At 33.3% G+C, this 25,881-nt stretch carries 23 protein-coding genes; 13 read left to right on the top strand and 10 right to left on the bottom strand.

What is annotated here, in order from left to right; translation table 11 throughout:
* Nucleotides 1-18: 18 nt before the first annotated feature.
* Entirely contained in the window at nt 19-1,440 is a 1,422-nt protein-coding gene (locus tag N4A35_02290; GenBank protein MCT4580219.1) for a GWxTD domain-containing protein, read from the bottom strand.
* 137 nt (nt 1,441-1,577) lie between these two features.
* Between N4A35_02290 and N4A35_02285 the strand changes: the two genes are divergently transcribed.
* Nucleotides 1,578-2,240, top strand: a complete 663-nt coding sequence (locus tag N4A35_02285; protein ID MCT4580218.1) for a DUF4294 domain-containing protein — start codon at nt 1,578-1,580, stop codon at nt 2,238-2,240.
* On the opposite strand, the gene nadE is transcribed toward N4A35_02285, so the two are convergent.
* Nucleotides 2,237-3,007, bottom strand: coding sequence for an NAD(+) synthase (gene nadE, locus N4A35_02280; GenBank protein ID MCT4580217.1), 771 nt, complete (start codon nt 3,005-3,007; stop codon nt 2,237-2,239). The genes N4A35_02285 and nadE overlap by 4 nt on opposite strands.
* 73 nt (nt 3,008-3,080) lie before the next feature.
* Entirely contained in the window at nt 3,081-3,887 is an 807-nt protein-coding gene (locus N4A35_02275) for a PorT family protein (GenBank protein MCT4580216.1), read from the bottom strand.
* A gap of 98 nt (nt 3,888-3,985) precedes the next feature.
* Here N4A35_02275 and N4A35_02270 point away from each other — a divergent pair, with 98 nt between their 5' ends.
* From N4A35_02270 to recA, 11 genes are all read left to right on the top strand, one after another.
* Nucleotides 3,986-5,005: a hypothetical protein gene (locus tag N4A35_02270; GenBank protein MCT4580215.1), complete on the top strand. Its 1,020-nt coding sequence runs from the start codon at nt 3,986-3,988 to the stop codon at nt 5,003-5,005.
* The gene (gene gldC, locus N4A35_02265; GenBank protein ID MCT4580214.1) at nt 5,002-5,358 is read left to right on the top strand and encodes a gliding motility protein GldC; all 357 of its coding nucleotides are present in this window, start codon (nt 5,002-5,004) and stop codon (nt 5,356-5,358) included. The genes N4A35_02270 and gldC overlap by 4 nt, the downstream gene beginning before the upstream one ends.
* Nucleotides 5,359-5,501: 143 nt before the next feature.
* Nucleotides 5,502-6,455, top strand: coding sequence for a type IX secretion system membrane protein PorP/SprF (locus N4A35_02260; protein MCT4580213.1), 954 nt, complete (start codon nt 5,502-5,504; stop codon nt 6,453-6,455).
* A 118-nt stretch (nt 6,456-6,573) separates the two neighbouring features.
* A complete protein-coding gene (locus N4A35_02255; GenBank protein MCT4580212.1) occupies nt 6,574-8,049 on the top strand; it encodes an SUMF1/EgtB/PvdO family nonheme iron enzyme in 1,476 nt (491 codons plus the stop codon).
* A 51-nt stretch (nt 8,050-8,100) separates the two neighbouring features.
* Nucleotides 8,101-8,946, top strand: a complete 846-nt coding sequence (gldL, locus tag N4A35_02250) for a gliding motility protein GldL (protein MCT4580211.1) — start codon at nt 8,101-8,103, stop codon at nt 8,944-8,946.
* A 70-nt stretch (nt 8,947-9,016) separates the two neighbouring features.
* The gene (locus N4A35_02245) at nt 9,017-10,804 is read left to right on the top strand and encodes a hypothetical protein (GenBank protein MCT4580210.1); all 1,788 of its coding nucleotides are present in this window, start codon (nt 9,017-9,019) and stop codon (nt 10,802-10,804) included.
* Nucleotides 10,805-10,821: 17 nt separating this feature from the next.
* A complete protein-coding gene (gldN, locus tag N4A35_02240; protein ID MCT4580209.1) occupies nt 10,822-11,778 on the top strand; it encodes a gliding motility protein GldN in 957 nt (318 codons plus the stop codon).
* A 98-nt stretch (nt 11,779-11,876) separates the two neighbouring features.
* Nucleotides 11,877-13,805 carry an ATP-binding cassette domain-containing protein gene (locus N4A35_02235; GenBank protein ID MCT4580208.1) on the top strand — a complete coding sequence of 643 codons (1,929 nt, stop codon included), beginning with the start codon at nt 11,877-11,879 and terminating at the stop codon, nt 13,803-13,805.
* A 36-nt stretch (nt 13,806-13,841) separates the two neighbouring features.
* A complete protein-coding gene (gene gldN / locus N4A35_02230) occupies nt 13,842-14,756 on the top strand; it encodes a gliding motility protein GldN (protein ID MCT4580207.1) in 915 nt (304 codons plus the stop codon).
* Nucleotides 14,757-14,850: 94 nt separating this feature from the next.
* Nucleotides 14,851-15,297 carry a thioredoxin-dependent thiol peroxidase gene (bcp, locus tag N4A35_02225; protein MCT4580206.1) on the top strand — a complete coding sequence of 149 codons (447 nt, stop codon included), beginning with the start codon at nt 14,851-14,853 and terminating at the stop codon, nt 15,295-15,297.
* Between the two features lie 62 nt (nt 15,298-15,359).
* Entirely contained in the window at nt 15,360-16,370 is a 1,011-nt protein-coding gene (gene recA, locus N4A35_02220; protein MCT4580205.1) for a recombinase RecA, read from the top strand.
* Nucleotides 16,371-16,425: 55 nt separating this feature from the next.
* Here recA and N4A35_02215 read toward each other — a convergent pair whose 3' ends face one another.
* Genes N4A35_02215 through N4A35_02195 form a run of 5 tightly spaced genes read right to left on the bottom strand, consistent with a single transcriptional unit; the run spans nt 16,426 to nt 19,988 of the window.
* Nucleotides 16,426-17,511 (bottom strand): DUF4097 family beta strand repeat-containing protein, encoded by a 1,086-nt coding sequence (locus N4A35_02215; GenBank protein ID MCT4580204.1) that lies wholly within the window; start codon nt 17,509-17,511, stop codon nt 16,426-16,428.
* Nucleotides 17,483-18,088 carry a hypothetical protein gene (locus tag N4A35_02210; GenBank protein MCT4580203.1) on the bottom strand — a complete coding sequence of 202 codons (606 nt, stop codon included), beginning with the start codon at nt 18,086-18,088 and terminating at the stop codon, nt 17,483-17,485. Before N4A35_02210 ends, N4A35_02215 begins: the two co-directional genes overlap by 29 nt.
* Complete coding sequence (locus N4A35_02205; protein MCT4580202.1) at nt 18,085-18,630, bottom strand: RNA polymerase sigma factor; 546 nt, start codon at nt 18,628-18,630, stop codon at nt 18,085-18,087. The genes N4A35_02210 and N4A35_02205 overlap by 4 nt, the downstream gene beginning before the upstream one ends.
* An 18-nt stretch (nt 18,631-18,648) precedes the next feature.
* On the bottom strand, nt 18,649-19,269 hold the full coding sequence (locus N4A35_02200) for a hypothetical protein (GenBank protein MCT4580201.1): 621 nt from the start codon (nt 19,267-19,269) through the stop codon (nt 18,649-18,651).
* A gap of 11 nt (nt 19,270-19,280) precedes the next feature.
* Nucleotides 19,281-19,988, bottom strand: coding sequence for a DUF2807 domain-containing protein (locus N4A35_02195; GenBank protein ID MCT4580200.1), 708 nt, complete (start codon nt 19,986-19,988; stop codon nt 19,281-19,283).
* A gap of 78 nt (nt 19,989-20,066) precedes the next feature.
* Here N4A35_02195 and N4A35_02190 point away from each other — a divergent pair, with 78 nt between their 5' ends.
* Nucleotides 20,067-20,645: a TPMT family class I SAM-dependent methyltransferase gene (locus N4A35_02190; GenBank protein MCT4580199.1), complete on the top strand. Its 579-nt coding sequence runs from the start codon at nt 20,067-20,069 to the stop codon at nt 20,643-20,645.
* A gap of 4 nt (nt 20,646-20,649) precedes the next feature.
* Here the strand turns inward: N4A35_02190 and N4A35_02185 are convergent, their stop codons facing one another.
* Nucleotides 20,650-23,559 (bottom strand): PKD domain-containing protein, encoded by a 2,910-nt coding sequence (locus tag N4A35_02185; GenBank protein MCT4580198.1) that lies wholly within the window; start codon nt 23,557-23,559, stop codon nt 20,650-20,652.
* 84 nt (nt 23,560-23,643) lie between these two features.
* Nucleotides 23,644-25,848, bottom strand: coding sequence for a RelA/SpoT family protein (locus N4A35_02180; GenBank protein MCT4580197.1), 2,205 nt, complete (start codon nt 25,846-25,848; stop codon nt 23,644-23,646).
* Nucleotides 25,849-25,881 lie beyond the last annotated feature (33 nt).

Genomic DNA, 25,881 nt, shown 5'->3' with positions numbered 1-25,881 from the left:
AAAGGGGGCTGATTGAGGTTAATACTGTTCCCAACTTTGATGTTTTAGCTCTTCATTATCTATTCCAGAAGAACGTTTTTTTAATGTACGTTGCCAATTGATATCTTTATTTTCACCAGGAATATCGCTGTGTAATAGAATGTATTCATTACCAATCATGTTGGGAGAATAAAAGATGCAGGTTTTATTATTGAATTTACCAGCTCTATAGTAGTGCCATACTTGGTATGGATAGGAGTAGTTCGAATTAGGCTTGTCGTTGATACTGTTGGGCATTCCATATTGTAGGTATATTCTTCCTCTGTCGGTTTCATAGCCAAGATTGTTTCTAGTGCTAAATTGTTTTTGAACATATCTCACTCTTTTTTGATACATCACCCATTCTCTTAAAGGATTTTCAGCATTTTTATTTTTCCAAAATTGAAAAATAAACTCTCTTTTCATGTTTTCACTTAACTCTTCAAGTTGATTATTAATCGTATTTCGCTCAAGTTCACTTGCAATAGGAGATAGACATTTTATATAATCATTCAAAGAGTCTTTGGGAATGTTATCGACAAATGTGTTAATGTATTCTTGTTTGTTAAGGTCTTTTATTTGTACACTCTCCCTTAGGTTTAACCTTTGAAAACGTTGTTTTTTTTCTGCTAATACAGTATTGTTTTTGTCACGGACTTGAACAACGAGATGGTAGTTTCCTGTTGGTAAACTCTCAATGTCCCAGATTTTTAATATAGGTTGTATAGTAGTAGATGTATACCTTTTGATCTTATTAAAGTCACCTACAATTCTTTTGTTGTCATAATTTTCGATAAACTGAGTGACAATGTACTTTCCATTGCTGTCAAGCTGGGTTAAGGTGTTGTATATCTCCGTGTAATAAGCTATTTTATCAAAATCATTTCCAAAAAAGTCCTCTACCATGGGTAAGATATTGTATCCAGATTTTGTCAGAATATTTTCTGAGCCAGCTTTGGCATAACTTTCAATAAGTTCAATGTCGGCAATAGAAATTTGGGTTTCTGGAAAGTCAATTTTGATATCCTTTTCAATTGTTAGAGGGATCATCGCAGAGGTTAATAAGTCTTCTATTATAACCTCTATGGTGTATGTTTGATTGTTGAGAACGTAAAATCGTTGTTGGTCAATCAAATCATCTAAAATAATGTTTTTGGAACTGTCTAAGTTTTTGAGGGTGTACTTTTTATAATCAATAATATTGGTGTCTTGCCTGATTAATTGAGTGATCTGTATGTTGTATTGTACTCCGTCAAAAGGTTCTTTTCTAAAGGCTATACTATTAGCATAGATTTTGATGTAGTTCTCGATGTAGGGTTGAGTTGGGGAGTTGAAACGTTTAACGGTAAGTACGGCATCTACTTGACTTGTTACCAAAGTGTATGTAAAGAGCGTAAATGTTATTAGTAATAATTTATTCATACAGAATCAAATATAAAGAACAAAAATAAGTTTATTTTTATATCGTATTACAATTATTTAGCCAAAGGTATATTTGAACAATAATTGGTATATGTTTTGTTTTATAAACTTAAAAAAACGATGGATAGTGTTGTAAGATGAAGAAGTGGTATAGTTTAAATATTATTCTTTTGTTGGGAGTGCAATTTACTTTTGCGCAGATTCAGGATGATTCCCTTTCGTATTTTTTAGAGGGCGTAGATGTTGTTGCTGATGATTCAGCTTATCTAAGAAAATATAGTCGAACGAAATATTTTGTTAAAGAAATCTATGTGTATTCCGTATTGGCTGCCGATATGTTTAATGAGGTAGAGGATACCCTAAAGTTGATTGATTCAAAGAAGCAAAAGAAAAAATATATAAAAAAAGCTTATAAAGAATTGAAAAAAGAGTTTGGTTATGAAATCAGTCAGATGACAATAACTAGGGGACATTTTTTAATGAAGATCTTACATAAAGAAACAGGTATGACTGCTTATGAAATTGTAGAGAAATACCGAGGTAAAGTTAAAGCAAAGTCATGGGAAGCTGTTTTAAAATTAAATAATACAACATTAAAAAAATATTATTCGCCTGAAATAGAAGACGTAGTATTAGATAGGGTGTTGAAAGAAATAGAAGCTGGTAAAATAATACCTAAACCTCGTCCTCCTGTAACTGAAAGGGGGAAGAAAGCTGCGAGGAAACGAAAAAGAGCACAACGAAAAAAACTCAAGGCCAAGAAAAAGTTGTTACGTAAGAAAAAACGCAATAAAACTTAGTTTTTGGGTAATATACACACAGGTATTGGCTGCATTTTATGCTGATTCGCTTTATTTAATTTAGTGTATATTGACAGTACTTCTTGCTCCCTTTCAGAAAGTTCAGTTGTTTTATTGTTGTCAATATATTCCATTGCCCATTCTAATTCTGGGTATGTAGCGCCAATTTGATCTTCATCGCTCCTGTCATCATCCCATAGACCATCAGTAGGTTTAGCTTTTTGTATGCTATCAATGATTTTGAGTTCTTTTGCAAGCTCATAGACTTCAGTCTTGGTTAAGTCAGCAATAGGAGACAAATCGACACCTCCATCACCATATTTTGTGAAGAAACCAACTCCAAAATCTTCAATTTTATTGCCAGTTCCAGCTACAAGATATCCATGATGGCCTGCATAAGCATAGAGTGTGGTCATTCTTAATCGAGCTCTGACATTAGCCATTGTTAAGTGGTCTTGAATAGTGTGAGGTAAGTCTTTGCTGATTTGTTCAAAAGTAGTTGTTAAATCAGTAGTATAAGATGTAATGGAGTTAAAGTTTGACTTTAGCCATGCTATGTGTTCGTTACTCCTGTCAAATTGAGATGGAGGTTGAAGAATGGGCATGTTTAAAACAATAATTTTTTTTCCAGTTAAAGCGCAAAGTGTAGAGGTTACTGCTGAGTCAATTCCGCCAGAAACACCAATAACAAACCCTTTAATATTAGCTTTGTTTGCATAGTTGTTTAACCAGTTTACGATAAAGTCAATTTTAGATTTAGCTGTCATTATTTTATACGAGATAAGTGAATAAAAAAAAGCCTGAATAAAGTTCAGGCTTTTAAAGTATTGTTAATGTTGATTAAAATAGAACGCCTACTGTAAGAGCAACACTTCCTGGTATAAATTTTTGATTGATGTCGTTTTTAAAGTCACCATTTTTATAAACTCCTAAATACTTATCGTTTTTCTTTACAGCATTAGAAAAGAAGTAGTTGTAGGTTACATCAAAAAATAGAGCTGTATTTCCTGATATAGTGTACTCAGCACCTCCGCCAATGATTAAACCAGTTCTAGCGAACGATGTTTCACTGCTGATGTCAAGGTTTTCAATGTTGGTCTTATTGGTACTAGTATTTAAAACTACTTCATCATTTACCGTTGATTTGGTTTTTATTCCTAGATTTAAACCAAAAGTACCATAATAGGTGAAATAACCAATTTCTTTGGTTTTCATTTTTAAAGCGATTGGAATGGTTACATAGTTGATTTTGTAGTTCCTATTCTGTAACCAGTATAAATTGTTCCCAGAAAAATTAGTGGTGTCAAAGTCAACAAATTCTTGATCGTTATTAAGTATGTAATAAGTACTGTCAAAAGAGGTTGCTCCAATGTAATCAATTTTACCTCTAGCAGTTTGTAATCCAAAGCCAGTAACAATAGAAGCTGTTTTATTTAGCCTATACTCTAGTTGTGCTCCCCATCCATAGCCTACACTACTACCGTTGCTTTTGAAATTTCTTTGGTCCTCAGGTTTCATCCAATCAACAGAAAGGTCGATTTTTAAACCAAACCTAAAGTTTTTAACATTATTTTCGTTGTTGTCTAATTGAGCAAAAGAAAGATTTCCAATTAGATAAGCGATACTTAGTAATAATATCTTTTTCATAGTTTAAATAATAAATGTATTTAGCTAAAATAGTTTTTAGTTGGTTGCAAATCTAATAAAATTTTATCTTTAACACTTTTAAAACATCTTTTTTGAATATGTATAAAATAGGTTTTGTAGTATTTATAGTTGTAATAACGTTGAGTTTAGTCACTTGTAGTTCTGACCCTTTAGCTGTTGATGTGTCTGGAAGTGATGTTGATATAGAGTGTCATAGAATGGAGCAAGAGCTTTTTCAGGATGGGTTAACTGATATTGATGGGTTGAATAGGAAGTTATTAGAGAAGTATGGCTTTTTATATGAATCATTTATTGCTAAGATGATTGTTGAGGGATCTGCTCACGATCCTGCTATAGGAGTTCGGTTAAGTCAATTCAGAAAAGATTCAGTCATTAGAAGTATATATAGAGATATAGATGCAGAATTTAAGGATTTTAGTGCGTATGAAAAGCGCTTTGAAAAGGCTTTTGCTTATTATCATTATTATTTTCCAGATAGTTCTTTGCCAGATTTAGTGACGTTTTACTCCAACTTTAATGCTAAAATATTTCCTATGGAAAATACATTAGCTATAGGCTTGGATATGTATTTAGGTCCTGAAAATAGGAGTGTTAAAAGAATTCCAATAGATGTTTTGCCACAGTTTATTAAAAATGATATGGATAAAAGGTATATGGTGGCAGATGGGATGAAGTATTGGTTGCTGAACCGTTTTTATGATGAAAAAGCAGGAGATGATTTCGTTTCAAAGATAATCGAGTTAGGGAAAATTATGTATTTGTTAGATGCTGTTTTACCAGATGTTTCTGATGATGTAAAAATAAATTATACCCCTGAAGAGCTAAATTGGGTACAAAACAATGAAAATAATATATGGAAAACATTGGTAGATGATGAAGTACTTTATACTAAAAATCCTATGACGATCAATCAGTATATTGTTGATGGACCTTTTACTAAAGGTCTGCCTAATGAATCTCCATCAAAAGTTGGTATTTGGGTAGGTTGGCAAATAGTTAGAGATTATGTCGATGAAAATGACGTAGATGTTTTATCTTTGCTGAAAGAAAAAAATAGTCTAAAAATATTAAGAGCATATAAGCACGGAAATCGATGAGTAAAAAAACAAGTGAAATCAATTTGACAGTTGAATTGGATGTCAATAATGTACCAGAAAAAATAGTTTGGTCTGCAAGCGATGCTTCAGAAGAAGTTAAACAAGCTAAAGCATTTTTGCTTTCTGTATGGGATGAAAAGGAGAAGAATACTTTGAGAATGGATTTGTGGACCAAAGAAATGTCTGTTGAAGAAATGAATAAGTTTTTCTTTCAAACATACATCACAATGGCGGATACATTTCAAAGGGCAACAAGCGAAGATGGTATTGGGGAAGCGATGAGAGATTTTGCTGAGTTTTTTGGAGAAAAAATGGGGGTAATTAAGTCAACAGGGAAGTTTGATGCTCCATAAAAGTTATTAACAATTCTTTGTGATGTACACATAGAAAACTCGTTTAATTTTTTGAATACTAATAAAAAATATATACTTTAGCGAACTTGTAGTTTAGTGGTAAAACTGCATGTTTAATTTAACTGATTAATTATCAGAAGTTTATGAAAAAAATAATTACAGCATTATCTGTTTTCGTTGCTGCTTTAGCAGGAACAGCTCAACAAGATTATCAATTTACACACTACATGTTTGATAATCTATCGTTTAACCCTGGTTATGCAGGGATTACGAATTCTATCTGTGGAACTGTTATGGGAAGAGAACAGTGGGCAGGATTCGAGGGGAATCCAACTACTGCTTTAGTAAATGTTCATGCTCCTGTTAAATTGTTAAGAGGGGGAGTAGGACTTACTTACTTAAACGATCGGTTAGGTTTTGAGAAAAATAATATCGCTAGATTATCTTACTCTTATCACTTAGGTGGTATTGGAACAGGTATTTTAGGAATTGGTGTTTCTGGAGGTATTGTTCAGAAAAGTATAGAAGCAACATGGGTAACCCCAGATGGAACTCCAGCTTCTTCAGATCCAACAATTAATACAGGAGGAGTATTGGGAGATGTGTCTAATATTAGTGAGTTGGTTTCAGACTTTAATATTGGAGCGTTTTACTATGCCCCTAATATGTATTTCGGTTTGTCTGCAACCCATATTGGACAAGCAGAAATGTTAGATTTAAATGTTCAAAATGTACACCACTACTGGTTAACAGCTGGTTATACACATGATATAAATCCAACTTTGAAATTAAGACCAAACGTATTGGTAAAATCTGATATTGCTTCTACTCAAATCGACTTAAATGTAAATGCTTTATACAAAGATATGATTTGGGGAGGTTTAACATATAGATTGGGCGATGCTATTGCACCTATGTTAGGATATCAACACAAATTTTCAGAAAATGCAACCTTACGAGCAGGATACTCGTATGGAATTACAACTTCACAAATTAAAAATTATAGTAGTGGTACACACGACTTTATGTTGAACTTCTGCTTTAATTTAGAGAAACCACCAGTCTTACAGAAATCAAAAAACCCAAGATTCTTATAAAAAAATAAGATTATTGTAACTTTATTTGCTGCACTTCGTTAACAGCTACTCAAAACATTAATTTATTAACATTTTGAGGTTGAAAACAAAGTGAAGCTAAATTAACAAAAGAGGTAATATGAAAAAATTATTGTATTTCGCAATCATCGCAGTAACACTTATTAGCTGTGGGAGTGGAAGTAGAGGAGAGTTAGTTGGTGTTTTAGGTAGACAAACTTGGTATCATAATGACCCTTATGGAATGTTATATATTCCTGCTGGTAGTTATGAAATGGGACAAAGTGATGAAGATGTTCCTTTTGTTCACTACACAAGAACAAAAACAGTTTCTGTAGCTGCTTTCTATATGGATCAAATGGAAATTGATAATAATGAGTATCGTCAATTTGTTTTTTGGGTTAGGGATTCAATCGCACGAAGAATTTTAGGTCAAGAAGATGAGACAACTTGGTTAGTTCCTACTTTAGATGATGAATTGGAAGAAAAAGACGCAGAAGATTGGAATTTAAATTGGCGAGAAAATTTAGATTTTGCTAAGTATGCTGGTAATGAGCAATATCCGTTGTTGGCGGAGCTCTTTTTGCCTGAAAATGAGCGTTTTTATAACCGTTTAGAGTTAGATGTCAGAAAGTTAAAATTCGAATACTATTGGATCGATTTAAAGGAGGCTGCTATTAAGGGGCGTCCTAAAGTTAAAAAGCTATCGAATGCAGAATATGAAGAGGATACTGAGCATAGAAAGGATATGAATAATCCAGATCAGCCTTTCCCTTATGAACCAGGAGTCAAAAGAGGTCAAGATTTAGATTTAGGATATAGAAATAGCAAAGGTCAAAATAATGCTATAAGAGGGCACGAAGATCGTTCTAAGTTTATTATTCATGAAATCATTAATGTTTATCCTGATACCTTATGTTGGGTAAGAGATTTTACTTATAGCTACAATGAACCACAAACCAATATGTATTTTTGGCATCCTGCTTACGATGGTTATCCTGTTGTAGGAGTTACTTGGCAACAAGCTAATGCTTTTGGGGTATGGAGAACCCAATTAATGAATAGCTATAGACATGCAAATTGGGAATCTTATGTACAAGACTTTAGATTGCCTACAGAAGCGGAGTGGGAATATGCATCTAGAGGAGGATTAGATGGAAGCCCTTATCCATGGGGAGGACCTTATATCAGAAACTCTAGTGGTTGTTTCTTAGGAAACTTTAAACCAATGAGAGGGAGGTATATGGAAGATGGTGGTTTTCATACAGTTAGAACAGATAGGTACCATCCTAACGATTATGGATTATACTGTATGGCAGGTAACGTAGCTGAGTGGTGTAGTACTGCTTATGATGAATCAGTTTATGAGTATTCTCATGATTTGAATCCTGAATATAAATATCATGCATTAGATCATGATCCTCCATCAATGAAAAGAAAAGTTATTAGAGGAGGTTCATGGAAAGATATAGGATATTTCTTACAAACAGGATCTCGATCATATGAGTATCAAGATACTGCTAAGTCATACATTGGATTTAGAAATGTCATGTCTTATTTAGGTAGAGGAGGAGCAAATAAAGAGGGAGATCAATAAATAAGCAATAATTAGAAATAATATAAAGTCAAACAAATAAAACAAGGAAAAATGAGTGGAAGTAGTTTTTTTGAAAGTAGAAAGTTTAAAACAGTAATGAAATTCGTTTACGGATGGGGAGGAGCTGTTGTAATTGTAGGAGCACTATTTAAAATTCTTCACATCCCAGGTCCCATGCTTACTATTGGACTGTTAGTGGAGGCAGGAATATTCGTGTTATCTGCATTTGAACCATTACATGAAGATCCAGATTGGACACTTGTTTACCCTGAGTTAGCTTTAGGTCATGCAGATGGAGAGCATGCTTTACCAGTAGCTGAAGAAGAAGAAGTAATGGAAGCTATTGAAGAAAGTACTGAAGATAATGGGTCTGTTGTAGAGCAATTAGATGGTATGTTAGCTGAAGCTAAAATAGAACCAGAATTAATTGCTAGTTTAGGAGATGGATTAAGAAACTTAAGCACTAGTGCAAATCAATTAGGAAGCATTTCTGATGCTTCAGCAGCAACAGAAGAATTTGTTGGTAATATTAAATCAGCATCATCTAGAGTTGGAAAATTATCTGAAGCTTATGAAGAAGCTGCAACTTCATTAATGGGGTTAACTTCTACAGAAGAAGAAGGAGCTAACTTTGGAGAAGCAATGCAAAAAGTTTCAGGAAACTTATCAGCATTAAATAATGTTTATGAAATGCAATTAAAAGGAGCTTCTGAACACTTAGAAACTACTGAGAAGATGTATGGAGGTATCAATGAATTGATGACGAATTTACACGCATCATTAGATGATACTAAGAAATATAAAGAAACGATGGCTGAGTTAAGTAAGAACTTAACAGAGTTAAACTCAGTTTATGGAAATATGTTATCTGCTATGAGTGGTGGTAATAGAGCTTAATACCAATTAGATTGTTATTAATTCAAAATTCAATTTTAAGAAAGTATTAACCTATTAAAAAACTAAAATTATGGGAGGAGGAAAAGAAACCCCTAGACAGAAACTTATTGGTCTGATGTACTTAGTACTGATGGCCCTGTTAGCGATGAACGTATCTAAGTCTATTCTTAGTGCATTTTTAACAATTAATGAGAAGTTTGAGCATGCCGCAGAGTTGACAAATGGTACAACTGAAGGTATGATGGCTAAGATAGATAATAAGTTGACAGAGATGAAGTCAACAAAGGCCGCGAAAGAAGATATCAAACAAGTAGAGCTTATTCAGGCTAAAGCAAGCGAAATTAGAGAATTAGCTAAAAGTACATCTAATTTCTATGTTTCAGAAGCTGGAAGTATGATTAATGTATGTGACCCGCTTGTTCCAGTTCCATTCTATGTAGAGGATGAAGCAGGATATCTAAAGTTAATGAACATGGATACTATATCTAAAAAAGATGATTATGATACAGCACCACACTTATTTATGAAAGAAGGTACTTTAGAACCTAATGAGAGAGGAGCTGCTATTGAATCTAGATTGTTCAGTTTTAGAGATAGTCTTATTCAAATGACTGCTCAATTTGAAGAAGAGAAAGGTGGTAAAATTCAAAAATACTTCATTGATCCTTCAAAAATTAAAAGGCCTCATGATGATCACCACGGTGTAGAGGAGTATGAAAAGAGTGTTGAAGAAGCTTTAGCTACTGTTCATGTTGAGGATAGAGCTAGAATTAAAAGAATTATTGATTTACTTACAGTACCTGAAGTAGTTCATAACCACCATAAGGAGTATCCTTGGGTTGCTTATCAATTCGATCACGCTGTAATTGTAGCAGCAGCAACAATTTTTACATCTTTAAAGAATGACGTAAAAATGGCCGAAGCAATTGCTATAGAATGTGTATCGGGTAGAGTTTCTGCTCCAACATTTAAGTTCAACAAAATTGAACCATTGGCATTCTCTAGTACAAGTTATATTAACCAAGGTGATTCTTTAGGATTAAAAGTGATGATTGCAGCTTATGATTCTACTGAAAAAATGGAATTAAAGTATTGGATTGATGATACTACTAGAGCTGAAGGGACGATGAAAGAGTTTAAAGGTCAAGCAGGAGCTTCTTTAGCTTTAAGTGGTGGTGTAGGAGAGCACAATGTAGTAGGATCTATTGCAGTAAAAGAAAAAGGTGTAAAGAAATGGAAACCTTGGAAATTTAAATATAGCGTTGGAGCACCTAATGGAGCTGTTGCAAATTCAGAAATGAATGTATTATATAGAGGATGGGATAACAAAATTGAAGTGTCAGCTTCTGGTTATGATCCATCAACTGTAAACTTATCTGCTTCTGGAGGTGTTAAAATCTCGAAAAGTAAAGATGGATTTATTGCAAAAGTATCTGGTAGTGCAAAAAAAGCTACATTAAGTATCACTGCTAAGGATAAAGATGGAAAATCTGTAAAGATTGTAGATAAAGAGTTTAGAATCTTTGCTTTACCTAAACCACAAGCTTATTTTGCTAATCAAACTTTTGATAAACCATTATTAAGTAGAGGTTTGGCAAAAGCGGCATCAAAATTGACAGCTAAAATTGGAGATAGTCCTTTAGATGTAAAATACGAGGTAGTATCTTTTGATATGGTTGTAATGAAAAAAGGTCAACCTGTATCAATTTCTTCTAAGAGTAGTAAATTATCTGGAGAAATGAAAAACGCTATCAAAAAGATGCCAGCGAAGTCAATGTTAACTTTTACGAATATAAAAGCTAAAGGACCTAGTGGTAGAGCTCAACCTATTGGAGGTTTATCGTTTAAACTGAAGTAATTAAAATAGATGGAATTATGTTAAAAAATTGTATTAAAATATCCGCCTTACTTACTGTATTAACCACACAGGGAATTTTATTCAATACTATTTCTGCTCAACAAGTATTGCCAAGTTCAGGTGTTACTGTAGAGTCAAATGTTTTGGATGGGGTGTATGTGCAAGAACATATTCCAACCAAGCGAGTGGTTCAGTATGCTTCGCTAAGAGAAGCTGATGTATTATGGTCAAAACGAGTTTGGAGAACGATTGATCTTAGAGAGAAGATCAATCATCCACTATTTTATCCATTAGAACCATTATCTGATAGAAGATCTCTTTGGGATGTGATTCGATATGGAGTGTTGGAAGAAGGGGCTATGACAGTTTATAAATTAGGAGCAGATTTAGATGATCAATTCAAATTTCCTGTTAAACCTAAAAATGGTAATGCACAAGACCCAGAATTTCAAAAAGAACTAGAAAGCTTTTTTGGTTCAACTGAAGAAGTTCCCGTTATGGATGAAAATGATGAGTTTGTATATGACGAAGAAACAGGAGATCAGTTGTTTAGAACAGAAGCAGTACCATATACTTCATCACAGATTATTCGTTATGAAATCAAGGAAGATTGGTTTTTTGATAAGCAACGTTCTGTAATGGATGTTAGAATTATTGGAATCTCTCCTGTAGTTCATTATACCAATCAGGAAACAGGTGATATCATGGGGAAGAAAAACTTATTTTGGTTATATTTCCCAGAATGTCGTTATACTTTCCAAAACTTCTTTGTTTACAATGGAGATAACGATGCTATGAGAATGTCTTTTGACGATTTGTTTTGGAAAAGAAGATTTTCTTCATTTATTCATAAAGAAAGTAACGTGTTTGACAGAAACATTAGCCAACCTTATGATGGTGTAGATGCTTTATTAGAGTCTGAACGTATCAAAAAAGAAATGTTCTTAATAGAACATGATGTTTGGAATCTATAAATACAACTTTATATTATTATTTTGAAAGCTCACTAGTAATAGTGAGCTTTTTTGTTTTTTAATATTACTTTTGTACCTAATATTTAATCAATCACTTTATGATTTCAGTTAACAAATTATCACTCTTTTTAGGAGGAAAAGAATTATACAAAGATGTATCGTTTCGTATAACTAAAGTTGATAAAATTGGGCTATCCGGTAAAAACGGAGCTGGAAAGTCTACCATGTTAAAATTGTTGACGGGTTATCATAAACCAACTGAGGGTAGTGTAGCCATAGCAAAAGATCTCAAATTATGTTATTTACCTCAAGAGTTGTTTACCGATTCTGTTCAACCTATCATTGATGAAGTGAAGACGGCTAATTCCGAAATTCAGAAGATTACATCTAGACTGGAAGAAATTAATGTGGAATTAGAAACAAGAACAGATTATGAATCTGATTCTTTTCTCGCTCTTTTAGATGAATTAGCTGAATTAAATGATGCATTTAATATGCGAGGCGGAAATGATGTGGCTGAGCAATCAGAAGTGATTCTAAAAGGTTTGGGGTTTTCTGAAGCAGACTTAAATCGTCCGATGAATGAGTTTAGTGGTGGATGGCAAATGCGTGTAGAATTAGCAAAACTATTGGTACAAATGCCTGATGTATTACTATTGGATGAGCCAACGAATCACCTCGATATTGAATCAATAGATTGGCTAGAAAATTACCTGAAACGTTATCCTGGAGCTGTTTTATTGATTTCTCATGATAAACAATTCTTAGATAATATTACCAATCGTACACTTGAGATTAATAGTGGAAAAGTATATGACTATAATTGCAATTATTCTACCTATTTAGTAAGACGGGAGGAAGAAAGAGCATTGCAACTAGCTGCAATGAAAAACCAACAAAAAGAAATTGAACATAAGCAGAAATTGATTGATAAATATCGTGCTAAAGCTAATAAAGCTGCATTTGCTCAAAGTTTGATTAAACAAATTGACAAAATGGAAATCATAGAAGTAGATGAAACTGATGCATCTAGTTTAAGATTTAGATTTCCTGAACCCTCTCCATCTGGAAAATTGGTAGCAGAAATTGAAGGGGCTTCAAAATCATTTTCTGAAAAAGTAATATTTGAACGACTAACATTCAATATTGCTAAAGGAGAAAAAATTGCGCTTATTGGTAAAAATGGTGTAGGGAAGTCAACATTTATTAAAATGATGGTCAACCAAACTAATTATGAGGGGGCTATAAAGTTAGGGCATAATGTAAAGATTGGATATTTTGCCCAAGATGAAGCTAGCAAATTGGATGTTGATAAAACTATTTTTGAAACCATTGATGATGTAGCTACAGGTGAAGTCAGAAAAAGAATACGAGAGATACTGGGATCTTTCCTTTTCCAAGGAGATGATATAGACAAGAAAGTCAAAGTACTTTCTGGTGGTGAAAAAACTAGATTAGCGTTATGTAAACTATTGTTAGAGCCCTATAACTTTTTAATATTAGATGAGCCAACTAACCATTTAGATATTATCTCTAAAGAGGTATTAAAAAATGCATTGCAAGAATACACAGGAACGTTATTGATAGTCTCTCACGATAGGGATTTTCTAGATGGTTTAAGCGATCGTTTGTATTATATCAAAGAAAATAACATTAGTATTTATTTTGAATCAGTTAAAGACCGTTTAGCAAAAGTTGCTAAAGAAAATGCTGAAAAAGGAGCAACTAAAACAAAAAAAATAAAGAAAGAAAAGCCTGTTGGAGATAAAGATCTTAAAAAAATAAATGGGCAGCTCAATAAGACTAACTCTCAAATTGCAAATGTTGAGAAGAAAATAAATCAATTAGAATTAAAAATAGAAGAGAAGGAAAAAGAAATAAGCGCTTTTGATTTTACAGCGAATGCTGAGAACACTCTTTTTGATGACTTAGAGGGATTAAAAACTAAGCTTAATTCAGAAATGTCAGACTGGGAAGAATTAGAAGAGCAAAAGGAGTCTCTATTAAGTTTGTTGAATGAGGGGTGAAACATAAACTAACTGTTTGCGTACCATTAAGTTGTGATGCGTAGGTCTGTTTGGTTATTGTTTATAATAGTACATTATGTAGGCTATTCTCAATGTGGAGGTTGGTCTGAAAATAATGTTTTAGATGGAGCATACCTTCAAGAGCATGTTCCAACCAAAAGAGTTGTTCAATACGCTAGTTTGAGAGCGGCAGATGTTATTTGGTCTAAAAGAATATGGAGAACCATTGATTTAAGAGAAAAATTGAATCACCCCTTGTTTTATCCTTTAGTACCCATTTCCGATCGAATGTCTTTATGGGATGTTATCAAATGTGGAGCATTAATCGAAGGAGGTTTAACCATTTATGCAACTAAATCAGAATTAGATGATCAATTTAAATATCCTGTAAAAGCTCAAAATGGTAATGCACAAGACCCAGAATTTCAAAAAGAACTAGAAAGCTTTTTTGGTTCAACTGAAGAAGTTCCTGTAATGGATGAAAATGATGAGTTTGTTTACGATGAAAATACAGGAGATCAATTATTTAAAACGGTAGTAAATGAATACACAGCAAAGGATATTATCCGTTACGAAATTAAAGAAGATTGGTTTTTTGATAAGCAAAGATCGGTAATGGATGTGAGAATTGTAGGAATCTCTCCTGTGGTTTATTTTACTAATTCTGAGACAGGAGATGTTATGGGAAAAAAGAATTTATTCTGGTTATATTATCCTGAATGTCGTTATTTATTCCAAAATGCATGGGTGTACAATTCAAATAATGATGCGATGCGAATGTCATTCGATGATCTATTTACAAAAAGACGCTTTGCTTCATATATCCATAAGGAAAGCAATGTGTATGATCGATTTGTTGATCAACCATATGATGGAATAGATGCTTTGTTGGAAGCTGAGCGATTAAAAAAGCAAATATTTCAAATAGAACATGATTTATGGAACTTTTAAATTAGTTTAGTATTGTTAATAAACTTCTAAAACAATATACCTTTTTCCAGCTCTGTTTTTTTAACTTTGATAGCAGTTAAAATAAGAAGAAACTATGTTAAAAGTTGGAGATAAAGCCCCTAATTTTATTAGTGTTGATGAAAACGGAGAACCTATTCAATTAGCTGATTATTCGGATAAAAAATTAATTTTATATTTTTATCCAAAGGACAGTACTCCTGGTTGCACACTTGAGGCTCAAAATTTAAGAGATAATTATGAGCTATTAAAAAGCAAAGGGTATGAGGTCGTAGGTGTAAGTGCCGATAGTCAGAAAAGACACCAGAACTTTATTGCAAAGCAATGTTTACCATTTAAGTTAATAGCTGACGAAGAAAAAGCAGTGATTAATGCTTATGAATGTTGGGGACCCAAAAAGTTTATGGGAAGAGAGTTTGAGGGGATTTACCGAAAAACTTTTGTAATTGAAAATGGGATCATTATTAAACTCATTGAAAAAGTTAAAACTAAAGTACACACAGAACAAATTTTAGAAGCTTAATTTTAGAACGTAAAAAAAATACGTTGTGAGGTTATACTTTTGGATAAACAAAACAAAACACAATGGCAAAGAAAGCAGATACATTAGATAATAATAAATTAAAAGCATTACAGGCAACTTTAGATCGCTTAGATAAAAGTTATGGAAAAGGAGCTGTTATGCGTATGGGAGATCGTACTACAGAGGAAATGGAAGTTATTTCTAGTGGTTCAATAACATTAAATAGAGCTTTGGGGGTTCAAGGGTTTCCAAAAGGAAGAATCGTTGAAATTTATGGACCTGAGTCTTCAGGGAAAACAACATTAGCCATTCACGCCATTGCAGAAGCTCAGAAACAAGGGGGAATTGCAGCAATCGTTGATGCTGAACATGCGTTTGATCCATATTATGCAAAAGCATTAGGAGTAGACGTCGATAATTTGCTAATCTCTCAACCAGATAATGGAGAACAAGCATTAGAAATTGCAGATAACTTAATTCGTTCAGGAGCGATTGATATTTTAATTGTCGATTCAGTAGCAGCCCTAACTCCTAAAGCAGAAATTGAAGGAGAAATGGGGGACAGTCAGATGGGATTACAAGCTCGTTTGATGTCTAAAGCTTTAAGAAAGTTAACAGCTTCGATCAATAAAGCCAATACTTGCTGTATTTTTATCAATCAATTGAGAGAAAAAATAGGGGTAATGTTTGGTAACCCAGAAACAACAACTGGAGGAAACGCTTTAAAATTTTATGCTTCAATTCGTGTTGATATTAGACGTAGTAGCCAATTGAAAAGTGGAGATCAGGTAATAGGAAATAAAACGAGAGTAAAGGTTGTAAAAAACAAGGTTGCTCCGCCATTCCAAACCGCGGAATTTGAAATCATGTATGGGAAAGGAATTTCTAAAGTAGGAGAAATTATTGATTTAGGGGTAGAATTTGAAATTGTTAAGAAAAGTGGTTCTTGGTATAGCTATGGAGATGTTAAATTAGGGCAAGGAAAAGATTCTGTTAAAGAATTATTGGAAGATAACCCTGAATTGTTAGAGGAGTTAGAGGCTAAAGTTGTTGAGGCTTTAAAAGAAAATTAATCTAAGTTAGATCAAAATAAAAAGGCTGTATTTATATGAATACAGCCTTTTTTTATTATTCAATGTCAAATTGTATATAGCTATTTTTTGCGATTACTCTAATCTTAGGTGCGTTATCCTTATAATTGGTTTTAGCAAAGGAGCCCTCGTATTGATGAATATGATCAAATAAATTATCAGCTTTTAGCTTGTTTCCAGCTGAGGGAATAATAAATGCTTCTCCTTTTTCTAGTTGAACAAAATAATCAAAAGAAACGTCTTCATTAAAGTTGAGCTCAATATCAGTACTTTGACCGTTTAGCGTAACTTCAGTAAAAGCGCTGTTTAATAGATCCACATCCAAGTTACCATGCTTAATATTACCTTTCAGTAAAGTATTTAGTTCTTCAATTTCGATATCTGTAAAAGAGGCATTGATTTGAACGCTGTTTGCTTTTTCAATTTCAATATCATCAGAAACAGATTTGATGAGTACTCGATCTGCTTTTTCAATTTCAAGTTCACTGGATGCACAATCAAAGTCAACATGATCTACTTCATCAATTCTAATTTTAGCAAAACGTGCATAAATATCACCTTTTTCTATTTTTTTGGCTTTTAATTTTCCGTACTTTAATTTAATAGATTTTAGTTTAGAAACAGTTCTAAGATTAATATCTCCATGAGAAACATTAAGTTTTATTTTTCCATTAAAATTACCAAAAGAAACATTCCCATATTTATTGGTTATGTCAACAGAGATATAATCAGGAGCTTTTATTGTATAAGCTACTTTTACAGACTGTTCTCCAAACAGCTTTAATACATCGTTTTTAAATCCTTTACCAATATCATTCCATTCGGTTGAGACCCCTAAGTAATCATTAAAAGCATTGAAATCAATATCAATATTGTCTAAAATAGTTGAAAGTCGATCTAGGTTTGAGGATTCTACTTTGATATAGACCTCAACTGAAACACTGTCTTTATCCCAGTTTTCAATTTTGATATTCCCATGTTTATTTTCTATTTCCAGCTCAAAATCTTCACTAGATTTAACCACTTTTTTGATTGTTTTGGAATCTTCAAAATCGTCTTTGGTATTGGCCAAAATGTTAGCGAATAGCAAACAATTAATAATAAATAGTATAATTCGTGTCATGGTGCTCATTTTTTGATGATTTACTTTCTGCTGTATTGCTATTATTCAAGACCGTTTCTAAAAGGTCTAATTTTAATTGGTAGTTCATGATCATTTCCTCTACAATTAGTTGATCGTCTACTCCATTTCCTAATTCTTTTTTGAGTGCATTAAACTCTTCATCAAGAAGGATTAGTTCTTCTTTGATTTCATCGGAATAACCTAATTGAGAAACCTGTTGTTGCTTATGATTAACCTGTTGAATATAGTAGCTTTCAACTTCAGCCATTTCTTGAGAAACGAGTGAAAAACTAAACGCTACATTATTATTTGTTGCTTGCTTTTCTACCATAGGAAGAGCCGTATTATTGTTAGGTTTAACTAGGTGATAAGTCATCGTTCCTAGGCCAATTAAAATAAGAGCCGTAGCAGCAATATTCATAATAAAGCCCCAGTTCATTCGTTTTATGGGCTTAGACGTTTCAATAATTGGCTTTTCATCAGCTAAGTTTGAAAAATCTATGCTAGGAGGAGTGGCAGTGTCAAATGCCTCTCGATTAGCTTCTATAAATTCTTTTAATTGATCTTTTTCTTTCATAGTGCAACAGTATTTAAGAGTGCTCTTAATTTCTTTTTTCCTCTCACATATTGAGTTCTTGATGTAGATTCACTAATTCCAAGCTCTTGAGCTATTTCTTTATGACTATAACCTTCAAATAGATATAAGGATATAATTAAACGATAGCCATTGGGTAAGTTGTTTAATTGCTGGGCGATTTCATTTACACTAAGTTTTACATGGTCCCATTCATCTTCTTCCTCCTCAATATTTAAGTTTTCAATAGAAGTTTCAGACCATTGTAATTGCTTTTTTTTCAGGCTGTTTAAAGATTTATTGATCGCTATTTTTTTGATCCAACCAAAAAGAGAAGATTCATTTCTGAAGTTTTCGATATTTTTAAAGGCACTTATAAAGGTTTCTTGTAAAATATCTTCAGCTTCCTCTCTGTGATTAACAATTCGGATAATGGAATTGAATACTCCTTTTGCGCAGCCATAATAAACTTGATTATAGGCATACTGATTCCCTGATTTGCAATCTTCGATTAATTCAGGTGTTATTTTGATAAAGGAGTTCACTTCGTTATTACCAATTCTTTAAAACCACCCTAATTTTAATGCTGCATTAATTGTCCAACCATTCAGTGGGTAATTTTCTGTGTTTGCTAAATTAATAACATCTGTAAATTGATAGCCTATTCCTCCAGCAAATCTTAAATTTTTAAATAAGTTAACCTCAGCTTTTATACCTGGCTCAACAAAGCCAAATATATCATAATTATGGTCAACATTCCATTCAAAATCTTCATGATAAAACCTACTTCTGTTAAGAGCTGCACCTCCAATACCAGCCTCAATAGGAAGCGTAAAATGAATAACAGCGTTACTAAAGAAAACAGGCTCTAGTTTTAATCCTCCTGCTCCATATTCAAAGAAATAACTATGATTGTAGTGATCAATGTAGTTACTCTGTACATCGTTGTACATACCGTATCCAAATACCCCCACATTTAATTTATGGTTAAAAACTAACGAGAGTTCTCCTCCTGTTAATAAACCAATTTGATTGTTTAGCGTTATTGCTTTGTGATTAAGAGCAATATACCCCCTCACACTTTTTTTATGACTACCGAAAAGTGTTTGTTGTTCATTGACGATGTCTTGTGCTGAAGCTCCAATACATAAAAAAAATAGAGTTGTAATAAATAATTGTTTCATGGCTGTATGTTTTAATTTTGGTGAACAATAGTTCCACTCCCCGTAACAGAGGTGGTTACAGAAGATGGATTTCCATAATAGTATATGTTTCCAGAACCAGTAAGAGTGGCAATTAGGCTGATACCTGTTTGTAAGGTGATGTTACCACTCCCACTTAATAGAACAGTAGCGTTATTCGTATAAAAATGTTTCCCTCCTACATTTCCACTTCCCTTAACTTCTATTTGTTGATGGTGACTGCTTCCTGTAGAGTTTATATTTCCAGAGCCCGAGAGCGTAATGTTATAATTAGATAAAGTAGCATTAATGTTAACGTCTCCAGAGCCAATTAAAGCGAGATCAAAATGAGAACAATTCATGTCGTTTCCATTAAAGTTGCCACTTCCTTCAATTTTAGCAGCGTTAATACTATCATTAGAGATATAAACTCTTATTCTTTTCGTATTTAAGATATCATTATTCGCTTCGTAAATTACAAGTTTATTATTGACAATATCTGTTTTGATATAATCTATAAGATGCTCGCCAGCTTCAACTTTCAATGATTGGATAGAATCTTGAGTGTAAAAAACATCAATATTATCAATTAATTCAACCGTATTGAAATTTCCTATTATTCGCTCTTCAGTAACGATACTTCCTGAAGATTCTTTTTTGATTTTTGAACAGCTGGCTACAAGTAAAGTTGTAGATATTATAAAAACTATTTTTTTCATCATTTAGGTTTATTAATTTTGGTTTCTTGTTATTAGTAGACAACGAAAAAATTAAATGTTGCATCAAGTCGAAAAAAAAAAATGAAAATAAATTTAAATGCAGAATATTGGAACAACAGATACATTGATAAAACCCATCGTTGGGATATTGGTTATCCTGCTCCAGCCATTACGAATTATTTTGATCAAATAGAAGATAAAGAAATACGAATACTTATTCCAGGTTGTGGAAGTGCTTATGAGGGGGAATACCTGTTCAATAAAGGATTTAAAAATATCACATTACTTGATTTAGCTGAGGAAACAAAAAAAAGTTTCTTAAATCGTGTTCCTGAATTTAAAAACTTTCATGTGGGAGGGTTTTTTGAATATAAAGGAGAATTTGATTACATCATCGAACAAACATTCTTTTGCGCTTTAAATCCAAGTTTAAGGAATGATTATGTGATGAAGGTGAAAGAGTTACTGGGTGAAAAAGGGAAATTAGTAGGTTTAATGTTTCACGATGAACTCTATAAGGAACATCCCCCTTTTGGAGGATATAAAGAAGATTATTTGAAGTTATTCACACCTCATTTTTCCTCAGTAGAAATGGAAATTACTCAAGAGTCGATCAAAGAAAGACTGGGAAGAGAGCTTTTTATAGAGATAGGGCATTAAGTCCCTATCTCATTAGCATAAAATTACCTTGCTGTTCTATTTTTGTACCATCATTATTGATAGCTTTTAAGAAATAGTAATAAGTTCCATTAGGATGTTCTTTCCCTGAAAAACTTCTACCATCCCAGCCGCCAACAGGAGCGTCCCATTGATAAATAACTTGTCCCCATCGATTATAAATTAAACATTCAAAAGTTTTGATTTTCTCACCTCTAAACGAAAAAATTTCGTTTACCCCATCTCCATTAGGCGTAAAAACATTAGGGAAAATAATGTCTCTTGCACCAACTTGTACATAAACAGTATCATAAGCGATACATCCCTCATTGTCTGTAAGTTTAATGTAAGCAGTGTAATTGCCTCTTAAAGTATAGTTATGTGTAAATGAACTATCAGTTGAATAGTTATTATCTCCTAATGTCCATTCTACAGTTCCAGGATCTCCAATCCAAGAAAAATCAACAGGTAAAATCGGTTCACCAATAATGGTATCAACTGGTGTGTTTGATGATAAAATGGAAACATTAGCAGTTAAGTCTTCTAAGATAAGTACACTATCTATTGCTGTACAGCCATTGTAATTATTGGTTACTGTAAGGTAATAATAACCTCCAAGCCCAATTGTAGGAGCTGTTGTTGTAGCATTATTTACAATTTGGCCATCAACTGTATTCCAAAGATAGCTATAGTTCCCAGAAGATGATTGACTTCCATCTAGTACTATTTCAGGAATCAAGCAAGTTACAATAGAGTCAGTACCAGCATTACTTACAGGAACAATAGTATCAATTCCAATATTTACAGAATCTGTAGAAGAGCAATTATTAATCGTATTTAATACTGTAATAAAATAGGTTCCTACAGCATCTATTGATGGGGCTTGAGTTGTTCCTCCTGAAACAATGTTTCCATCAGAGGTTGTCCAAGAATAAGTGTATTGACTTCCTGTAGAAGAATTTTCCCCCATAAGGTTAATTGTAGGGTAACTACACGTTAGAAGGGTATCCAAGCCTGCATTTGAATTTGGAGCAATGGTATCAATGCCAACATTAACAGAATCCATAGTCGTACATCCATTATTATTGTCTGTAACTAATAGGTAATATTTTCCAACTGCTGTCACATTTGGAGTTGTAGAGGTACTTCCCGTATTAATTGCTCCATTTGTAGTCGACCAAAGGTATTGATAATTACTACCTGTAGAAGATCCAGATCCATCTAAGTTAACATTTGGAATACAAGTAATAACCGTGTCTAGTCCAGCATTACTAATAGGAGCTATCGAATCTATTGTAATCATAAGGCTATCCGATGTAACACAATTTGTTGTAGTATTCGTGGTAGTAATCACATAGGTTCCTGTTAAATCAATTGTAGGCGTTAATGTCGTTCCTCCAGATACAATATTTCCATTAGAAGTACTCCATTGATGGCTATAATTGGCTCCATTATCTGATGCTGAACCATCTAAAATAATTGAAGTTCTAGAGCAGTTTAACAAGGAATCCAGTCCAGCGTTACTGACTGGTAATTCATTAACGGTATATGCTATAGATTGTGTATTTGTACAGTTCTGGTCAGAGGTCACAGTCAATTGTACTGTATAAGTACCATCATTAGCATAAGTATGTGTTGGGTTTTGTGAATTGGAGTTGTTACCATCTCCAAAATCCCACTGCCATCCTGTAATACTTCCTGTACCAATAGTACTATTGTCTGTCATACTTGTTTGATCGTTTAAACATACAGCAAGGGCAGCTGGAGCAGCTTGAGGCACTTCGTGTATCGTTAAGTTCATAGTGTCGGTATTGGTACAACCAGCTGCATCAGTAATTTCTACAATATATTGACCACTTGTGTTAGGTGCGATCGCATTGGTTGTTTCTCCTGAATTCCACGAATAGCTTAATGGAGCAATAGCGGTAGGTGTGGCACTAATAGGAACTGTGCCATTAGTACAAATCGTGATGTCTTGCCCAGCAGAAACATTAGGGTCAAATACGTTGATTGTTTTAGTAATGGAGTCAATACATCCACCTAAATCTTCAGTATATAATTCGATGTTGTAACTACCTGCTGTTGTATAACTATACGAAAATTCAGTACTATCATTGAAAACAGTTCCATCTCCCATTTCCCATCTAATTGTATTGTATGGATTGCTTACACTATTGTCATAACAAAAAATATCTAAATCAACTTCATTTTGAGCGATAGAGTTTCCAATACAAATAGAGTCATTAGCGATAGAGAAATCACTTACAGATCGATAAGAAAAGTTAGAGTAGTTTACACCACCTTGTGATAGGTTGTAGAAGCCAAATTTCCCTGGCTCAAAGCATCCACTAACATCAGCTACGGTATCGTTTTCTATTTTAACAACGATTCTAGAGGAAGTATATAAACAAGTGAAGTTATAAGTCACACCGTGAACCCATCCAGGATAAGATGAATTATTTTGTAAAAGGTTGAAAACACCTGGAGCAGTCGCTGTATGCGCCCAAAAGTTGGTATTTGTTGAATTCCCATTCACATCATACAACATGGTACGCGCAGGTGCGTTTTGATTGATGTTTTTCTTCCAATCGAATAAGATAAAATCGTAGTTTGATCCAGTTCCTGAAGGTTCTTTATAGCCAACAACAAAGCCTATAAAATCATCATCTCCAGCACTTGAAGAAACGCCAAAACGACCTGTGATTTCAACATTAATTAAATCCTGAGGATTCACAAAAAATGTAGGTGAACCATTGATCGATTGTGATACCGAAGTACCTCCACTAGAAACAGCCCAGTTTCCTGCAGAAGATGGGCCGCGTTTTGACCAAGTATTTAAATTGACATTTGTTACACATTGGGCTTTAAGTAACATTGTAACAAAAACTAGGATAAGAGTTAAAATCCAATTTTTCATAGGTGTGGGTGAATAAGTGTTAGAGTTGACCATAAGAGTCAACTTTAGTTAAAGACGTAAAAGTTCGTTAAAGTGTTGCTTTTATTAATCTTTTTGTAAATCAATACGCTCTACTTTTTCAATACCTTCTAGCTCTTTTAAGTGTTCAATTAAATCATAAAGATGCTGTTTATCATCAACATAAAGCATGATTTTCCCCTCGAAAATTCCGTCATTGGAGTCAAAACTTATTGATTTCATGTTGACATTTTTTTCTTTAGAAATAAACCCTGTGATTTCATTTACCAGTCCTACATTATCTAAACCAGAGAATTTTACACCTGTTAAGAATTCAGTAGCTTCTTCTTTTTTCCAGGTAGCATTAATAATTCTGTATGCATAATTAGCTCTTAACTGCTTAGCATTTGGACAATTACTTCGGTGTATTTTGATGCCATCATTAATGGTAATAAAACCAAAGACATCGTCACCCATAATAGGGTTACAACAAGGTGCTAACTTATAATCTAATTTAGTATTACTATCTCCAATAACAAGCTCTTCTTTTTTACTGGTTACTTTTTTATAAAGGTTTTCAAAAGATTCTTTTATGGTTTGCCTAACTGAACCGTATTTTAAGGCTCCTCCTTTTTGAATTAGAGGCTTTATCTTTGAGAGGTCTAATTTACCTTTTGCAATTTGGAAATACATTTCTGTATGTTCAGATAGCTCATAAAGTTTTAAGAGTTCCCCTAAATTGGCTTCATTAAATTCAACTTTTAAACTGTTAAATTTACGTTGAAGAATTTCTTTCCCATCAGCAGCAATTAATTTCTTTTCTTCTTTTAATGAAGATTTAATCTTAGACTTGGCTTTGGATGTAACAACATAATTGAGCCAATCTTTTTTAGGCTTTTGTTTTGCTGATGTAAGTATTTCTATTTGATCCCCGCTTTTTAATCTATAGCTAAGAGGTACTAACTTGTGGTTAACTTTTGCTCCAATACATTTTGCTCCTACTTCTGAATGAATCTCAAAAGCAAAGTCTAAAGCAGTAGCATTACTCGGTAAGTTTTTAAGTTCTCCGTTAGGAGTAAATACAAAGATTTCATCAGAGAAAAGGTTCAATTTAAAATCATCAATAAAGTCAAGCGCATCACTATCCTTACTTTCAATTAATTCTCTTATTTGAGAGATCCACTGATCGAACCCACTCTTTTGATCTTTATTTTCTTTGTATTTCCAATGAGCAGCTAATCCTTTTTCAGCAATTTCATCCATCCTCACTGTTCGAATTTGAACTTCAACCCATTTACCTGTTGGACTCATAACAGTTGTATGAAGTGATTCATAACCATTTTGTTTAGGGTGAGAGACCCAGTCTCTTAAACGATCTGGGTTGGGACGATAAAAATCAGTGACTAAGGAGTAGGTTTTCCAACATTCAGACTTTTCTAAATCTGGTTCAGCATCAATGATTATTCGAATGGCAAAAACATCGTATATTTCTTCAAAAGCAACATTCTTGTTGTGTATTTTATTCCAGATAGAATGTATCGATTTAGTACGGCCTTTAATGGAGTACTTTATTCCATGCTTATCCAATGCCTCTATAATAGGAACTGAAAACTGTCTAATAAAACGCTCTCTAACTTCTTTCGATTTTTCAAGCTTTTCTTCTATCTCTTTATATTCTTCTGGATGTGTGTATTTTAAAGCTAAATCCTCTAGTGCAGATTTGATTCCATATAACCCTAAACGATGCGCTAAAGGAGCGTATAGGTATGAGGTTTCAGAGGCAATTTTTAATTGCTTATCTTTACGCATAGAACCTAACGTTCTCATGTTATGTAGTCGGTCGGCGAGCTTAACTAAAATAACACGAATATCCTCAGGAATAGTTAAGAGCATTTTTCTGAAATTTTCAGCTTGAGCAGACTTTGATAAATCGAAAATTCCATACATTTTGGTTAAACCATCGATTATTTTTCGTGATTTTAATCCAAATAAAGCCTCTATATCATCAAGGGTAATATCTGTATCTTCTACCGTGTCATGAAGTAATGCACAAGCTATAGATGTCGCCCCAAGGCCTATTTCTTCTGCACAAATTTTTGCAACAGCTATAGGGTGAAAGATGTAAGGTTCACCAGATTTTCTTCGCATTTCTTTGTGTGCATCAACCGCAACATCAAATGCTTTTCTTATAAATTTTACGTCTTCTTCATCTAATTGAACCTTAACAGAAGCTATTAAATCCTGGTAGGCATTTTCTATATCTATTTTTTCCTTTTCGTAATCTATCTCCATCGCAAAAGTTTATAATTTAATCTAAATATAATA

The sequence above is a fragment of the Flavobacteriales bacterium genome (assembly GCA_025210295.1).
Classification (GTDB): domain Bacteria; phylum Bacteroidota; class Bacteroidia; order Flavobacteriales_D; family Parvicellaceae; genus S010-51.
The sequence above is the reverse complement of the archived record's forward strand: the minus strand, read 5'-3'. Positions and strand labels throughout refer to the sequence as shown.

Coding starts and splice junctions, on each gene's coding strand:
- N4A35_02255 (MCT4580212.1), top strand. CDS start 6,574: ATGAAAAAATTATTGTATTTCGCAATCATCGCAGTAACACTTATTAGC.
- N4A35_02260 (MCT4580213.1), top strand. CDS start 5,502: ATGAAAAAAATAATTACAGCATTATCTGTTTTCGTTGCTGCTTTAGCA.
- N4A35_02275 (MCT4580216.1), bottom strand. CDS start 3,887: ATGAAAAAGATATTATTACTAAGTATCGCTTATCTAATTGGAAATCTT.
- N4A35_02285 (MCT4580218.1), top strand. CDS start 1,578: ATGAAGAAGTGGTATAGTTTAAATATTATTCTTTTGTTGGGAGTGCAA.
- N4A35_02200 (MCT4580201.1), bottom strand. CDS start 19,269: ATGAAACAATTATTTATTACAACTCTATTTTTTTTATGTATTGGAGCT.
- gldL (MCT4580211.1), top strand. CDS start 8,101: ATGAGTGGAAGTAGTTTTTTTGAAAGTAGAAAGTTTAAAACAGTAATG.
- N4A35_02210 (MCT4580203.1), bottom strand. CDS start 18,088: ATGAAAGAAAAAGATCAATTAAAAGAATTTATAGAAGCTAATCGAGAG.
- N4A35_02270 (MCT4580215.1), top strand. CDS start 3,986: ATGTATAAAATAGGTTTTGTAGTATTTATAGTTGTAATAACGTTGAGT.
- N4A35_02190 (MCT4580199.1), top strand. CDS start 20,067: ATGAAAATAAATTTAAATGCAGAATATTGGAACAACAGATACATTGAT.
- N4A35_02235 (MCT4580208.1), top strand. CDS start 11,877: ATGATTTCAGTTAACAAATTATCACTCTTTTTAGGAGGAAAAGAATTA.
- gldC (MCT4580214.1), top strand. CDS start 5,002: ATGAGTAAAAAAACAAGTGAAATCAATTTGACAGTTGAATTGGATGTC.
- gldN (MCT4580207.1), top strand. CDS start 13,842: ATGCGTAGGTCTGTTTGGTTATTGTTTATAATAGTACATTATGTAGGC.
- N4A35_02290 (MCT4580219.1), bottom strand. CDS start 1,440: ATGAATAAATTATTACTAATAACATTTACGCTCTTTACATACACTTTG.
- N4A35_02185 (MCT4580198.1), bottom strand. CDS start 23,559: ATGAAAAATTGGATTTTAACTCTTATCCTAGTTTTTGTTACAATGTTA.
- N4A35_02195 (MCT4580200.1), bottom strand. CDS start 19,988: ATGATGAAAAAAATAGTTTTTATAATATCTACAACTTTACTTGTAGCC.
- nadE (MCT4580217.1), bottom strand. CDS start 3,007: ATGACAGCTAAATCTAAAATTGACTTTATCGTAAACTGGTTAAACAAC.
- N4A35_02245 (MCT4580210.1), top strand. CDS start 9,017: ATGGGAGGAGGAAAAGAAACCCCTAGACAGAAACTTATTGGTCTGATG.
- recA (MCT4580205.1), top strand. CDS start 15,360: ATGGCAAAGAAAGCAGATACATTAGATAATAATAAATTAAAAGCATTA.
- N4A35_02180 (MCT4580197.1), bottom strand. CDS start 25,848: ATGGAGATAGATTACGAAAAGGAAAAAATAGATATAGAAAATGCCTAC.
- gldN (MCT4580209.1), top strand. CDS start 10,822: ATGTTAAAAAATTGTATTAAAATATCCGCCTTACTTACTGTATTAACC.
- N4A35_02215 (MCT4580204.1), bottom strand. CDS start 17,511: ATGACACGAATTATACTATTTATTATTAATTGTTTGCTATTCGCTAAC.
- bcp (MCT4580206.1), top strand. CDS start 14,851: ATGTTAAAAGTTGGAGATAAAGCCCCTAATTTTATTAGTGTTGATGAA.